12 protein-coding genes are annotated in these 15,724 nt (G+C 45.8%); 4 read left to right on the plus strand and 8 right to left on the minus strand.

The genetic code is table 11. The features are described 5' to 3' along the window. Positions 1 to 3: 3 nt before the first annotated feature. Together GC096_RS06175 and GC096_RS06180 are read right to left on the minus strand one after the other, a co-directional pair. Positions 4 to 366 carry a Rieske (2Fe-2S) protein gene (locus GC096_RS06175; protein ID WP_171629383.1) on the minus strand — a complete coding sequence of 121 codons (363 nt, stop codon included), beginning with the start codon at positions 364 to 366 and terminating at the stop codon, positions 4 to 6. Then, complete coding sequence (locus GC096_RS06180; RefSeq protein ID WP_246302606.1) at positions 363 to 1,478, minus strand: amidohydrolase family protein; 1,116 nt, start codon at positions 1,476 to 1,478, stop codon at positions 363 to 365. The genes GC096_RS06175 and GC096_RS06180 overlap by 4 nt, the downstream gene beginning before the upstream one ends. Before the next feature lie 251 nt (positions 1,479 to 1,729). Here GC096_RS06180 and GC096_RS06185 point away from each other — a divergent pair, with 251 nt between their 5' ends. Continuing rightward, complete coding sequence (locus GC096_RS06185) at positions 1,730 to 2,206, plus strand: CBO0543 family protein (protein WP_171629384.1); 477 nt, start codon at positions 1,730 to 1,732, stop codon at positions 2,204 to 2,206. A 492-nt stretch (positions 2,207 to 2,698) separates the two neighbouring features. Here GC096_RS06185 and GC096_RS06190 read toward each other — a convergent pair whose 3' ends face one another. Then, complete coding sequence (locus GC096_RS06190) at positions 2,699 to 3,841, minus strand: glycoside hydrolase family 88 protein (RefSeq protein ID WP_171629428.1); 1,143 nt, start codon at positions 3,839 to 3,841, stop codon at positions 2,699 to 2,701. A gap of 34 nt (positions 3,842 to 3,875) precedes the next feature. Beyond that, the gene (locus tag GC096_RS06195; RefSeq protein ID WP_171629385.1) at positions 3,876 to 6,383 is read right to left on the minus strand and encodes a glycoside hydrolase family 2 TIM barrel-domain containing protein; all 2,508 of its coding nucleotides are present in this window, start codon (positions 6,381 to 6,383) and stop codon (positions 3,876 to 3,878) included. A 117-nt stretch (positions 6,384 to 6,500) separates the two neighbouring features. On the opposite strand from GC096_RS06195, the gene GC096_RS06200 reads away from it, so the two are divergent. Beyond that, the gene (locus GC096_RS06200; RefSeq protein ID WP_171629386.1) at positions 6,501 to 7,391 is read left to right on the plus strand and encodes an AraC family transcriptional regulator; all 891 of its coding nucleotides are present in this window, start codon (positions 6,501 to 6,503) and stop codon (positions 7,389 to 7,391) included. Between the two features lie 235 nt (positions 7,392 to 7,626). Then, positions 7,627 to 7,872: a hypothetical protein gene (locus tag GC096_RS06205; RefSeq protein WP_171629387.1), complete on the plus strand. Its 246-nt coding sequence runs from the start codon at positions 7,627 to 7,629 to the stop codon at positions 7,870 to 7,872. 224 nt (positions 7,873 to 8,096) lie between these two features. Here GC096_RS06205 and GC096_RS06210 read toward each other — a convergent pair whose 3' ends face one another. Further along, positions 8,097 to 9,932, minus strand: coding sequence for an LTA synthase family protein (locus tag GC096_RS06210; RefSeq protein WP_246302607.1), 1,836 nt, complete (start codon positions 9,930 to 9,932; stop codon positions 8,097 to 8,099). Positions 9,933 to 9,957: 25 nt separating this feature from the next. Next, positions 9,958 to 10,413, minus strand: a complete 456-nt coding sequence (locus GC096_RS06215) for a CBS domain-containing protein (RefSeq protein ID WP_171629389.1) — start codon at positions 10,411 to 10,413, stop codon at positions 9,958 to 9,960. A gap of 207 nt (positions 10,414 to 10,620) precedes the next feature. Here GC096_RS06215 and GC096_RS06220 point away from each other — a divergent pair, with 207 nt between their 5' ends. Further along, on the plus strand, positions 10,621 to 11,040 hold the full coding sequence (locus GC096_RS06220) for a MarR family winged helix-turn-helix transcriptional regulator (protein WP_171629390.1): 420 nt from the start codon (positions 10,621 to 10,623) through the stop codon (positions 11,038 to 11,040). A 106-nt stretch (positions 11,041 to 11,146) separates the two neighbouring features. On the opposite strand, the gene GC096_RS39040 is transcribed toward GC096_RS06220, so the two are convergent. Together GC096_RS39040 and GC096_RS39045 are read right to left on the minus strand one after the other, a co-directional pair. Continuing rightward, a complete protein-coding gene (locus GC096_RS39040) occupies positions 11,147 to 13,336 on the minus strand; it encodes a glycoside hydrolase family 9 protein (protein WP_171629391.1) in 2,190 nt (729 codons plus the stop codon). Next, positions 13,305 to 15,368 (minus strand): glycoside hydrolase family 9 protein, encoded by a 2,064-nt coding sequence (locus tag GC096_RS39045; RefSeq protein ID WP_171629392.1) that lies wholly within the window; start codon positions 15,366 to 15,368, stop codon positions 13,305 to 13,307. The genes GC096_RS39040 and GC096_RS39045 overlap by 32 nt, the downstream gene beginning before the upstream one ends. Between the last annotated feature and the right edge of the window lie 356 nt (positions 15,369 to 15,724).

Raw genomic sequence — 15,724 nt, forward strand, 5'->3', positions numbered from 1 at the left:
GGTTTAAATGAGCACATAGATCTCGTTCCCCTCAACCTCTACCTCATAACCTCGCAATTGCACGCCGCCTTCGACCAAATGCTTGCCATCCGTCAAACCAAACTCCCATCCATGCCATGGGCAACGCAAGATTTCCTTATCCCGTCCATATTCATATTCATAAACTAAGGAGGGCAGTCGCGTCCCGCACACGACACCTTCACAGACAGGAGCAGCCGCATGAGGACACATATTACGCCATGCATAGTAACTCCCATTTACAAGGAAGACACCAATTTCAATGCCTTTTACTTCGACAACTTTCCGTCCTTTTTCTGCAAGTTCTTGGACGCTGGCGGCTGCATATCTGGATTTCAATTTGCTCATTGTGAGGAATCCCCCTCACGAACAGAAGAAGTTGCAGCGATCGGCGCTGGGAAGGTCTCATGTCCATATAACTCCAAAGCATTATCAACCAGAATACGCTGTCTTAAGTCTTTGCGAATGGGTTGCAGCGCCATCTTGGGATTATCGAAATCCCAGTGTGGATAATCGGATGAGAACATAACCATATTATCCGCGCCTAGCATATCTAATATTTGATTAATATGCTCTGGCTTGCTTGGCTCTTCAATCGGTTGAGTCGTCAGACGAATATGATCTTTCATGTAATCGGATGGTAATATTTTGAGCCAAGGCACTAAATCTCGAAGTCCTTTGAAATTCTTATCCATTCGCCACATCAGATGTGGAAGCCAAGCTATGCCACCTTCAATCGCAACAAATTTCAGCTTAGGAAACTTTTCGAATACCCCTTCACACACTAAGCTATTGACATGAGACATGTAATTGATTGGTAAAATATTGTGCCATTCCAAATACGAAGTGGGATAGCCCGATGGCGTCGGAGCTCCTGCAATCCCTCTTCCCTCTGTACCTGGATGAACGGCAACAGGCAGTCCATTACGCTCAGCCGCTTCATAGATAGGGTGAAAAAAGCGCTGACCGAACAGCATACGAGAGCCGCTGCACATAATAACCTGAATCATGTCCGGGTGCTTGGCCATACGATCAATTTCCTTCGCAGCCGCAATCGGATCAGCATGATTGATCAAGATGGATCCTTTATACACAGGACTTGCCTTCAACCATGTTTCGACCAGCCAATCATTGTAAGCACTTGCGACAACATTGCCATAGTCTGGATTCGGATTCAAGGAAATCCCCAATATCCCAGAACCGGTCAGTATCCCATAATCAATGCCATATTTATGAAAATGATGCTTCAACATATGCTGCGGATTACTGCCAGGGATTCCTCCACCATCAGGCACAGCGTCTTTGCGCATCACTCCTACTGGAGAATGCCAGCCACCGCCATAGCCTGGTCCGGCAGACAGCCAATGATCGTGCCAGACCTTAGGCAAAAAGGGCAGCAGATCTCTCGAATGAGCTATCGCATTATGGACATCTGTGTCAATAATATTCGGTTTATTCATCTTCAACATCTCCTCAGGTGTGAGCTTGTAATCGCTTATATATACAACTATAAGCATCAAACCTGCTGACGTACATGAAGATATGTTGCGGAAAACTGGATTTTTGTTATGTCATGTAATCACTTTTTTCATGATCAAATTTGGAGGGATATTCCAGGCAAAAGTCAGTGTATCAAATTAACTGAAGCGTTACATAGAGTTTAAGTCCGAAATGGACTGGTCATACTTAAAAGTATCTACAATCATGAGGAGTGGGACGTATTTTCATTAATATCCTAATAGGCTTTGTTATTCCCTGGTTATTCGGGGTAGCCTGGTTTAAAAAAGCTCCAACCATCGCCATACTCATATTTCCCGTTTCTGCCATCATCTCATCGCTTATCAATGCGATTGGCTATCACGTGCAATTTTGGGATTTCACTCCAAAAATTGAGGATGATGAAACGATTTCTGCGCTTCCTTTTGACATTGGACTCTATCCCTTGGCATCCTGTATTGGCATCTACTGGATTGATTTTAAGAAAAAACATCCTCTAGTTGTCCTCATTTTAATTTCGATTACACTGACATGTCTCGAATATATCACATATCTCACTGGCAAGGTGGAATATGGCCATGGGTGGACAATTGGCTGGACTTTCGTTTCTTATTTCATCGCTGTTACCGCTGTATTTGGATTCTATTCGTTAGCGAAAAAGCACGGTATAAACTTTACCAGTACAAAGTAATGCTTCTTAATAAAATGAAAGATCCGCCCCAGCGTTCGTCGTTACAGCGTGGTGAGGTGGGGGTTTCTGACACTTTCGCTGCTGTAAGCGTGTTTTTCATCGTTACAGCGTCGTGAGGTGGGGGTTTCTGGCACTTTCGCTGCTGTAAGCGTGTTTTTCATCGTTACAGCGTCGTGAGGTGGGGGTTTCTGGCACTTTCGATGCTGTAAGCGTGTTTTTCGTCGTTACAGCGTGGTGAGGTGGGGGTTTCTGGCACTTTCCGCTGCTGTAAGCGTGTTTTTCATCGTTACAGCGTGGTGAGGTGGGGGTTTCTGGCACTTTCCGCTGCTGTAAGCGTGTTTTTCATCGTTACAGTGTGGTCAGGTAGGTTGCCTGGTCCCTTTTCATGCCTTTAGTGATGTTTTTCATCACTATTGCATGCTAGGGCACGGGACTTCGGCCCTTTTCGCAAAAAATGAGCTAAGCGCAACATGCCGCTTAGCTCATTTTTCATTAAAATATCCGCTGCTTCCAACCGACCAGCTTAGCAAGCGCTTCAACGTAATAGTAATCGCCATAGATGAGCGAAACATTCACATTCGAATCAGCAGGTTTATTCCCTGTTCCCTCGAGTAGAATAGCTTGGTGTTCGGGCTTATCCCACGTACCGTAATTCACTGTAAGTGACAGCAGCATTTCTTCTGCTGCACGGAGATACATCGCACCTTCGTTTGGCGGCAGGAAAGTCGCTAACTCAATCAACCCGGAAGCTGCACAGGAAGCGGCAGATGTATCTCTTGGCTCGTTATCCAGCGACGCATCCGCACGGAAATCCCAGTGTGCCACGTGATCTTCGGGTAGGCACGCCAAGAAGTAGTTCGCCACGCGCTGAGCTGCTTTTAAGTACTTGGTGTCTCCTGTGAAGCGATACACATTGGCCAATCCGTGCAAGGCCCACGCTGCGCCTCGGCTCCAAGCCGAATGCGGGCCGGCGCCTTGACCACCAAGCGATTCAATCAGCTCGCCTGTCTTCGGATCAAAGCTCAAGATATGGTTCACGGAGCCATCTTCCCGGATGAACTTCTGAACAACCGTATCGGCTTGTGCTCTTCCGATATGTTCAAAGCGCGGGTCTCCTGTCGTCTCGGCTGCCCAGAATAAAATGGACAGATTCATCGTAGAATCGATGATCGACCAACCTAACTTGTCTTGGTTCCACGCGCGAAGGAAGTTACCTGCGATGTTGAATCGGCCTGCCAGGAAATTGGCTGCTTGTAGGCCACGACGCAAACCATCTTTATCACCTGTCAGCTTATGTTTAATGACCGCTGTAGGCAAATATTGAAAACCGACGTCATGATGAAAATTATGATCTTGAATACTTTTTTGCTCAAACTTACCATCCCAATCCCAGGCTGCTTCCTTGTAGTGCTCTTGTCCAGTCATTTCATGCATAATCCAAAGAATGCCCGGCCAGAAACCTGACGTCCACCAATCGATCCGCATATCATCATAAACGCCGTCTTCTTTGGCAACATGCGGAGATTTCTCCCCAATTTGCTCGATCATCCGATCAACCTTCACTTGAAGCTCTTTCCATACTTCCGGCAAAATATCTTCTAGTTTCTGTGCGTTATGCCATTTTGCTGCATTCATAAGTTCACTCATTGTATACGCCTCCTCAAAATGGTTACTTCACAACTTCTATGACTGCTGTTACCGTAGACATACCTTCACATGCAGCACTAACAACGGATGTGTATTTCCGCTGAACATCTCTAGTCCCAATGGAAGCCAGTGATGATGCTGGGCCACCTGCACTTACGAAATCCGTAACCGTCATGCCAGCCGGCAAGCCACCTGTCGGATCTACATATATTCCTGCACGACCACTAGCTAGCTGAACCTGTCTCGATCCACGAATCGTGCCGAGATTATCGAGTAGCTTCCCATCCCCAGCAATCCCAAAACGGACAAACCTAGCTGCATCGGGACAAAAGATTCCATTTGCATCATACGCACCGACTTCTACGTAAACGCGTCCATCGTCTAAAGTTTCCGTCTTTACTTGAATCTCTGACGGCTCACCCCACGCATCCGATTGATACGTGAATTGCAGCTCGTCGCTTACAATCTCGCCGTTGCAGATTGCTTCCGCACGCACATGATACTCACCCGCGGTCAACACCACTTCCCACCGAAGACCCGCGCATGGAAAATCTTGCGAATCGCGCTGCTTCACACCCAAACTCTCTCCATTCAGAAAAAGCTCAACTTGTTCGGCGTTCGAGTACACTTTGATCAGCTTTCGTTCACCCTCCGCGCCCCAGCGAATTGGCATCGTATGACCATAAATACGAACCATCGGCTTGTCTGACCAGTAGGATTGGAACACATAGAAGGCTTCTTTCGGCGTGAGATCACGTTCGACGATACCCTTCATATTCAAATACGGAATCGGTGAATCCGGCCGCACCGGTGTCGCAAAATCCTTGAAAGACCACTGCGCCGCACCCGTCAGCCAATCCATCTTCTCCTGCGATTTCAAGTACCAATCGATCATTTCGCAGAAATACGTTTCCGACCAATCGCCATCTCGTGATACGCGAGGCTCGCCCCCCGTTAATAAGTAATCCCCATCACGCTCATCCGTGACGCCGTCTGTTTTTTCCATAAAAGCAAAGCCCGTGAACGGTTTCTCCACATGCCGAGTTGGCAAATTGTCCGCTCCCCACTCCATATGGAAGAACGAATCCACATTCTCAAAAGCCGTCTGACAACTTGATTCATAGTCGGTATACACGCCACGATACCAGCCTGCCCAAATGGAAGGCGAATACACATCGATAATGTCCTTGCAAAATTCACATCGACGGATCGCAGTTAATCGGCTTGGATCCAACTCATGCGACAGATCGTGCAACTTTTTCATGAACGTACGAATTTCTTGCTGATCAAAATGATCGAAATCGCACTCCCAATCGTTCTCATTACCTAATCCCCATAAAATGACGGAAGGGTGGTTGTAATGCTGTTCAATCATCGCCGTTAGCATATCGATACATTGTTGACGATACTCCGGACCACCTAATCCACCGCGGCACCAAGGAATCTCCTCCCAGACGAGAATGCCTAGCTCATCACATAGGTCCAGCACGATGCGAGACTGCTGATAATGTCCTAGGCGGATGAAATTCGCGCCCATGCCTTTAATAAGCTGCATTTCTTCACGCAGCATTTCCTCTGTCATCGCAGCCCCTACTGCTGCATGATCCTCATGCCGATGCGTACCGCGCAGCAAGAGACGCTCGCCGTTCAGCTTAAACGGACCTTGCTTCACAAATTCAAACGTTCGAAAGCCGAACCGTTCTTGACTTATCGTTTCGCCATCCGAACAGACGAGGGCAACGGAGCAGTCGAATAAATAAGGATCTGTGACGGACCATAGATGTGGGTTCTGCACCTCAAAGGCCGCAATCTCCTTCTCATCCTGCCATGCCGGCAAAGAAATCTCCGTTTGGCCGACAATGGTTCCATCTTGTTGCTTCAGCACAATCGTGAGCTTGATGTTCTCCGCGAGTTGGTCAGGATTGTACAACTTAGCTCGTACTTTTACTTTCCCGCTTCGAGCGGATTGTGCAGACAAATCTTCCAGAACAGTCTCCACATGCACCTGAGCCAAAGAAATCTGCGGCACATAGACAAGATTCACATAGCGATATACACCGCCATACAGATTGAAATCACTCGCATCAGACGGAATCGTCTCCAATTCTCGGCTGTTATCACAAGCAATCGCGATCGGCACATGCCCCGCATATCGCTCAATCTCCTTCGAACGCGTCATCGCTTCCGAAATATCCACTGTGAATTCGTCGTATCCGCCCAGGTGGGAATCCACCTTTTCGGTATAGACATACACATCCGTGCGTTGCCCTGCCCCTTCAAAATGCAGCAGCGTTCTCCCCTTCGGATAAGGGTTATGTACCTCCAATTTGTTGCGATACCAGCCTTGTCCTTGATAATATTTATGATCGGGATCCATCACATCATATCCGTTATACGTATGTGGAAGCGTAACCGATTCCCATGGCACATTATAATGATTTTGCAGCTTGTCTGAACGCCATACTTCCCAAACTCCGCCTAAGGATCCGCGATAGTGCTCCCATTGCTCATTTAAACGCTGTTTCAACATCTTACATGTCTCCTCCTAGTTGCGCATTCACTTAACTCCATCGTATCAAAAAAAAGAACATAAAAGTTTATGCCTCTTATGATAAAATGTTGTTAGAATACGATGAGGTGATCTCTTATGAAGCTGATGAATTACATGAACTTAAACGTGCATCCGGTGCAATTATCGTTTTTCAAAGATCGAACACACGCCTTCGAAGAAGTATTTCATGCTCATCAGGGTATGGAGCTGCTTGTCGTGCATGAAGGCACCGGTATCGTCGTAATAGAACAACAAATTGTCGAGTTGAAACCGGGCTCTATTTTTTGCTTTAGACCCTTTCAATTACATCGCATTCGGATTCACAATCTGCCGCAAGACAACTACATCCGCTCGCTTTTCGTCCTTGAGCCCGCTATCCTAGAGGCAACGCTCTCTGCTTTTCCAACGCTGCGCGATTTCCTCATGAAGCTATGGAAGGATCCGCTTATGCCGCAGGCATTCCGGAGTGAAAGTCTTCCGGAGCTTGAAGTCTTATTGCGCAGCTATATGCCTCGACTGGATGCGGCCAAGGAACGAGGACCTGAGCGACTGCTGGAAGAGCAGACACTCTTCCTCACGGCTTTCTTGCACCAGCTCCGTTCGGATTCTGAGAAACGATCAGATACTGTGCCTCATCTTTCGGGTAGAAGCTCATCAACAGCCGAGCGAATGCTCGCTTGGATTGAAGCGCATTACATGGAGCCCTTCAAGCTAGATGAGCTCGCCGCGTCTGTTCACCTGACGCCCAATCACGTTTCTGCGACCTTTCATCAATCCATTGGCAGCACCATTACCGAATATTTGACCGCACGTCGGATCAGACAAGCCTGTTGGCTTCTGCGAACAACAGATATGTCCGTGCAAGATATTGGCGAGGCTGTTGGATTGGGGAACTTTTCCTACTTTTGCCAACTGTTTAAGAAGCATGTGGGGTTCACGCCTTATAAATTCAAAGGAATGAGTGCCTACACGATTTTCATAGAGTGACCTAGCGACGTATTTATTCAAATGTAGTGACAAAATGCTGCTTTTCTTCTATAGTAGATATGACTTATAGACGCGCGTGAAGCACACCGCTCCCTCCCTGCTCGGGGAAGGCGCGGTGTTTTTTGTCTTATCTGAGGGGGAATGTTCTTGGAAATATACGAATCATGGTTGGAAAAACAGAGGAAAAATCTTACTGGCGAAGCTCTCCGTCGATTAAACGAAGGTCATGCACACAATGAACACTACAGATCTGAAACTTTCATTAAAGCAGCGGGAAATTCTTCGATTCGCTATACAAATACACAGACCTTTCATGCCTCTAGAAGTATGTCAGCTGCTTGACATCAAAGATCAGCATGCAAGGAAATTACTTCACGAGTTAGTCCAATCCAAGCTGCTGCTTCCTGCATCAGGCTCTAGTCGCATTCGCACCTACCGTTTAGACAATATGGCCGTGCAGCGGCATCATATAACGTTATAGTATAACGCTAATCGGCTCCAACTGGCTCCCCAGCTACAAATAACGTTACGCGATAACGCTAATAACTCACGGAATTTAACACTTTAACGTTATGTCATCACTTTATTCCAAGCAAGAACAGTAAAAAGCCCAAGATAAGATGATGCCATCACCTTAACTTAATCCACAGGGCCGCCATTCGCGCGCATAAAAAAAGCCTTGCGAGATTCGCAAGGCGGTTTAGGTTAATCGGGCTCCACACGATCGGGGAGTTGGGATACATAACTATCGGATAATTGCAAAAGCTTTAGCGCATGATTAAATTCATCTTCGGTTGCTGATTGATGGTCGTTGGCATTGCCGGCAAGCGTATAATAATTGCCATCCTCGAAACCTTTGCCTGACATGAAAAGTTCTTCCTTATTTACAAATGAGCCTGTTGGCAAGTAATAACGTTGTGGCAATAAGTTATAGGCCGTTTGGTTAAGTAAATCTTGACCAAAGTGTATATAGTTTGTCAATGGCACGCCTAGAAGGTTGGCTACCGTAGGTAGAATGTCAATTTGACCACCCAGCTGACTTTGCACTTTCGGTGTGGTCACGCCTTCCGATGCAATAATAAGTGGAATATTGATGAGTTCTTTTTCGCTGTAGTCATGACCTAATATTTCCGTCATCAAATGTTTATCATCCGCTTTTAGAGAAAATAAGGGAAGACCGCGGTGATCACCGTAGATCACAACAACACTGTTCTCCCAAATCCCCCGTTTCTTCAAATCCTCGATAAACAATCCAAGTGCATAGTCTGCATAATTTTCTGCGCGAATGTAGTCACCAACGAAGGTGCCTTCGTAACGCTCAGGCAAGGTCATTTTATATTTTTCTTCTGGTATGGTAAAAGGGTTATGAGAGCTCATTGAGATTATATGCGCGTAAAAAGGTGTGCCTTGATTTTGATACGATGCTAATTCTTCCGCTGTTTTCCGGTACAACACTTCATCGGACGAGCCATAGAAGAAGGCATCTTCATCTTTGAAGAACTGCTTGTCATAATAGCGATCATAGCCGATGGCTTGATATAAATCATCCCGATTCCAGAAGCCAACTTCATTCGTATGGAAATTCATTGTCGTGTAGCCTTGTTTCTGGAGAAGCTTTGGAAGGCTGGGTAAATCTTTCTTCCCGTAGACTTGTGTAGCCGCGCCATCCGGTGGTACATAATACGACGTGTTCACGATAAACTCGGCATCCGACGTATTCCCTTGACCAATTTGCTGATAAAATTTCGGGAAATAGTAGCTGGATCCAGCCAACCGATTCAGGTTGGGGGTAATTTCAGTCCCATCAATGTTCAAGCCGATGAGGAAATTCTGGAAGGACTCCATTTGAATGATGATCAAATTCTTACCACTCGCTGCGCCATGTAACGTTGGTTCCACGACTGCAACCTTATTCTTCAAATCGTCGATCGCAGACTGTGTAATTTGATCTGGGCTAATGATCTCTTCTTTCTTCTGTGAAAGCAAGTTATACATTTCATAGTTTAATATGCCCATTTTGGATGCCTTCACATTCTCATTAAAAGAACTGCGGTTAGGAATCACACTAAGTGCACAAAGTAATAAGGAGAAGCAAGCGACACTAGCTACGATTTTCATGCTGAGAGGCTTCCATTCTCTCGTTTTCGGCTTGAAAAATGCAAAGAAAGCAACAATCACGATATCCAAGAAGAACAGCAAATACTGGGGCTCAATCACAGAGAATATACTCTTTTTGACCGCACCGACTTGCTTGGCTTGGGTTAAAACGTGATACGTAGCGATAACTCCGAAATGCTTATAATAAATAACAAGCGCAAAAAACAAAATGGTTATTATGAGGTCAATTGCGAGATACCAAGCGAGTTTATGCTTTTTGACAACATATTCAACCACACAATACGTAATTAAGATCGCCGGTATTTCTGTCAAAAGAATCCTTGCCGATGGTCCTGTTTCAAATAAAATCATCCAAGCTACATAAATTTTAATCACAATAAATAATGGAAATAAAAATAATCTATGCCTGAGCCGCTCCAACATACAGATAGCTCCTTTCATTTACATATCATAAAATGGACTGGAAGGAATGCCGAATCACATCTCCCCTGCTAATAATGCCTACCAACACGCCTCTTCTCAGAACGGGTAGCTTTTTTATTCGTTTTTTCCCCAAAATCGCTGCGATTTGCTCAATATCTTCTTCTGCATCTACAGCAATCACCTTCTTCTGTGCTATTTTCATCACATTCAAAGGAAGCAAGTTGCGCACGCGATCTTGAAATTCATCATTATCGCCTTTGATCACAGCCGTGTAGAGATACGAACCAAATATATAATCATCATGCTTGCCGATATATCGCATAATATCCCCATCACTAATGTAGGCCACAACTTCATTCCGATCATTGACAACAGGAAGTCCGCTAATTCGGTGCATGAGGAACTTCTCAATAACCGCCCGAACTGTATCCCCTTCTTTTACTTTATACACCTGACTTACCATGATTTCCTTAGCTTTCAAATTGTGTCCTCTCCCGTCTATAGTTGCCTTCTATTCTAACAAGAAGTATGATGACACTATATACTTGCATTATACAACTATGTCGGATGAAGTCAATCCTTAAGAGGCAGTCGATCACCCCTACTTTGGAAGATATTCAAATAATGCGGTGTATGTTACGATACAACCATAAAAGATTGCAAACACCTAACAAAGAGGTCTACTATAATGACAAAAAACCCCATTGAAACCATTGAAGTTGAATTAGGCATATTCATTCGCCGTTTTATCGCTGCAACTACAAATAAAAAAGTCGGCAATTTGGATCGTGCTGCATATCTATTGCTCCATCAGATTTCGACACATGGATCTGCCGGCGTGAAAGCCTTGGCAGAGGAGTTCCAACTCGACATGTCGACAATCAGCAGACAAACAGCTGCTCTGGAGCAAAAAGGCTACCTCTATCGCATCCCGGATCCGCAAGATGGCCGCGCCTACTCCATGCAACTCACGGATAGCGGCATAGCAGAATTGGCATTGAACAAGCAAGCTCGCTTAGAGTATTTAACGAAACATCTCCATGATTGGACTGAAGAAGATCAACAAAGGTTCGGTGAGCTGCTGAATAAGTTCAATGATACGTTTTAATCTGAGGGATACTCCTCTTACGAGAAACAAATCGCTTGGTTTCCATCTTAACTTATAATTACAAAAAAAACTTCCAGTTAGATAACTGGAAGTTTTTACTTTTTTATTATCTCGTTACCAAAACATCATCGAAGTATGCCTTCGTATTCGCATACGTGCGTGCCCCGATCTTCCCGCTCGTAAAAGTTGTATCCACAGCACTAAATTGGAGTGCACCATCTTTGTACACCGAAATCGTGCTGCCATTTAAAACGATTTTGTACGTGTAGAACGTGTCGGCAGCAATGCTCGCACTCGAGTAACCAAGTACGGTTTTGACACCAGCGACCGATTTGATCAGTTCCATTTTCCTACTGCTGGCATGATCATTATTTTTCAAGTAGAGCATGTAGTAATTGTTGGCATCGGTATAACGAGCCAAAAGCCCCGCGTCCTTATTGCCGTTCGTGTTGTTGGTTACACTGACTTTCGCTTCCAATGTATAGTCGGTCCAAGAAGACTCACCCGCAATGGAGAAGCTGTTTGAACTTCCAGCTTGCCCGCTGTACTGCGAGGATTGTACCGACCAGGTTCCGCTCGTAGGTGTCCAACCTGTTGCAAGACCATTATTGAAATCGCTAAGTAGCAACTGTTGCGTTACACTTGGACCCGACTGTACGGCGCTGCTTATCGCGTTCGAGGTCGTATCTGTCGTGTGGAAATAATAGGAATGATTACCTACAGGCAATTTGGTTGTGTATTTATAAGCCTTGCCATCGCTGTAGGTGACATCCGCCGGATCAACAGCTTCCATTTGGTGAACAATGCCATCTAGGATAAGTTCCATGGAGAATGGTTTCTCATTTTGCGCATCAGTGTAAGTTGTATTGAATGTAAAGTCTGTTGCTGCATCACCAGTAGCATGATCTACGCTAATTGCACTCAGTGTCGGCGCCGTTCCACTCGCCACGTTCGTAGCTTTGATCTCATCCATAAACATCTCACCATAGCCAACACTCGTTTGGTTCAACCAGATGGATAATGTCGCTTTCTTTTTGTTCACGGCAGGCGTTAACGCATCTAGATTATAGGCTAAATCCGTCCATGTGGTCGGAACTGCAATATAGCCGCCAGTCAAGTTATACGTGCGTGTGCCATCATTTAACTCAATTTTCATTTTCAGATTGGCATAGCTCGGGTTCTTAACCTTGAAGTTCAAATAACGATAACCAGACAAATCAACAAAGTCGTGCCAAGGTTGGAATTTGGCATACGAATTGACGGCTGTCGGTGTTTGCGAGAATTTACCGACCGTTAATCCATCCAACGTTGTCTTCACAAAGGCTGCTGTGCCGCCATTTTGCGTATACCAGTTTACCCACTCGCCATTACCACCCACTGAACCCCAGATGCCGCCACCACCAAAATCATCATAGATCAGTGGTGTAGAAGGATCTGGCAAAGGTGCTGCCACAGTGTAATGCGTCGAGCTATAGCTTTGTCTGCCTGTTGCATCTGTCCCGCGAATGTCCACTCGTTTATTTGCATAAGCGACAGAGGCACTTTCATCAACCGTAGCTGCATACACGCCGCCTGAAACGGTCATCGGCAGGAATGTACCTGAAGTACCTGTTGACGAATATTCGAGATTACTTAATCCAGTTGTGGAACCGCTAAATACGGTTACGTTACCACGCACATAATCACCGATAGTAGGTGATGTAATAGGAAGTGTCGTCGGTGTCACACCACCAGTTGAGCTTGCTGATGAATTAGCGCTTAATCCCATTATCGTGTACAAGAGGCCAGCTTGAATGCTGATGCTGAACTCGTTATAACGCCATTGGTTCGTATCATCTTGATAAAGGGAACGATCTTCATACCATGGGCTGACGCTTGTTTTATCCTTCGTATCCTTCATATTGGGTCCACTGACCATCGCGCCTGGGAACACCACGCCAGCACCTTGTTTGGAATTGGAGCCTTCATCGAATCGCGTATGCGGGTAGGTGACATAATCCGAACCGATCCCGGATACCCAGCTCATATTCCAAGGATTTTCCCCGAAAATCCAGTACATCCCCTTCTCAACCGCGCGCAGCGCAGCAGGATCCTGGAATAACTCGTAGTAACGCATCATATCGCCAAGATAAGAAGCATGCGGCTCATTCACGCCGAAATTCTTGAATTGGTTCAGTACGCTGTACGGCGTGTCGTCTGTTGCGGACAAGAAATAGTCAACCTGTTGTTTCAATAGCTGTTGAATATGCGTTTTCGTTGCTGTATCAGCGACTGGATAGAACTCCGCCAAAGACATCGGCCTCAACCCAATAATTCGTTGAAGCCAAATCGGCAAAGACGAGTGTGTTGATATTTGCAGTTGCAGCGTCTTTGTAAGCAGTGTTGTTCGTCAACAGATACAGCTGTACATCCGCTAGAAGCTTGGAATTCGGGATGCCGCCACGCGTTGAATAGGAACCAACTGGCCCGTTCGGATTCGCAACGACATAATTATAAAATGTAACTGCAGCCGCTTCACAATTGTTTGCGAAGGTTGTGAGCGCCGTGACCTTCGCAGGAGCGATGTCACCTTTGGCGATTGCTGTACGGATAGCCCTTGCTGTAGCCGCAAGCGTTCCTGCTGCTTTGGCGGAACCTCCAACACCTAAGCCGGAGAGCTTACGATCGTCCGCTGTGCCGTTAATGTTATCCGTCGTTTTACTCGGATGAACGAAACTTGCGTTGTTCTTAAGATCATACATTTCTCCTCCCAGTTGATTCGCAAATTTGACCAAATACTCACTGCCAAATACTGCTTCATCAACAAGATCAGGAATACCATTACTATCATTATCGAACTTGGAGCTGGCTGCGTCGGCATGCCTAATATAGGCTAAAGCAATTTCGCTGCCTACCCATTGGTTGCCGCCATATTTGCCGTAATCGCCTGCATCATACCAGCTGCCCGTCAAATCATAGTGCGTCAATCCGTCAGCCGATTGCGCATCGTCCAAATGACCAGCTGCATGGTAAATATTAGCCGATGGTGCGACTGAGCTATAACCAGCAGGATAGGCATCGGAAGTTGCCACACTCGCGCGCAAGATGCGATAAAATGCAGTCATCTCATCCTTGTAATTCGTCCAAATGTTCGGTTGAATAGCGAATGGGAAAGATGAGATGCTATTGCTGACCACTGTATAATTCGTTCCACTCGCTGTGATGGATGAGAAGTCGATTGAATATACGTGTTTATTCCAAAAGAATCCATCGTACGTCATATTTCCAGTGGCAACAACGGTTGCACCATTCTTCACGACATAAGACGTATCCGTTAGAGCAAGCTGAGCTGTCACTTTGGCATTTTTAAATGCACCCGCGTTATACCCCGCTTGGCTGACCGTGACGTCGATAACTTGAGCTGTATTCGTGACGACAGGTTGATTCTGGACTGCCGTTGATACTTGATTCGACGTCAAATCCGTCGTTCGGAAATAATAAGTATGCGAGCCTACAGGCAGCTTCGTGATGTAGTAATAATTTTTGCCATTGGAGTAGGTGGTATCTCCATTGTCCTCTTCCCTCATATCGTAAAGGCTATCGTCCACGACAAGCTGCATAGCGAAGGGCTTCTCATTGTCTACATCCGTATATGTCGCTTTGAACGTAAAGGATGTGTTCTGATTATAACCACTTGCCGAGTTAGCCGTCATGCTGCCTGTTAGTGTTGGTGCCGTGCCACTGTTGTCCGTAGATGCGAAAATATCATCAATCAGTGTCTCACCATACGTTCCTCCAGATTGACGGAGCCAAATTTCAAACCTAGCTGTTTTTTTGTTCAGCGCTGGTGTCAAAGCGTTCAAATCAAATTGACTCGTCGTCCACGTTGTCGGAATGGCAACCCATCCATTGGTCAAATTATAATTGGTTGTTCCATCTCCAACTACAACTCGGATGAGTGAATTCGCATACCCCGGATTTTTCATGGTAACGTTCAAATAGCGATAGCCCGTCAAATCGACCGTCTCGTTCATCGGCTGGAATTTCGCCCAGGACGAGCTCGACGTTGGCGTTTGGGTGAATAATCCGACTTGACGCGAGTCGACAGTTGTCTTAGAATATGTGCCCGTTCCACCTGCTTGGTTGAACCAGTTCATCCAATTCTGTTTGTAGAGACCACCGCCATTAAAATCATCATAGAGCAGCGGATTGTTCGGTCCTGGCAGCGGTGTTACAGCTGCTGAGGTTGTACTTGGTGAAATCAACAGGGTGTTTAACGCGAGGATCAAACCTAAACAAATGCACCAAAATCTCCTTGACCTTCCTTTCATACGAGTGGTGCTGGACATTAACCATTCCTCCTGTGCTTATATATTTTGGAAATCGCTTACATTTCAATTATACGAAATCTAGACTGATCGAACGATGATGTAATCTCCACATCTTGTGATCAATTCTGGGCGTTGGGCAGATTCGGCTACTGCTACTGCTACTTCCACTACTACCGCTCACTCTGCTCCTGCTGCGGTTCCTGCCCCCTCCCCTTATGCATGCTGCGACACAGATTAACTGGAAATTGTACAGCTAATATTGAGCAATTTCCTCGAAAATTCGATTTAGATGTAAAATATGTAGCTAATTATCGCCCATAAGCCCATATCGACGAAGAGGAGGTTTTTTAACTGTAGAATTTCCATCTAATCTG

The organism is Paenibacillus plantarum (assembly GCF_013141695.1).
Classification (GTDB): domain Bacteria; phylum Bacillota; class Bacilli; order Paenibacillales; family NBRC-103111; genus Paenibacillus_E; species Paenibacillus_E plantarum.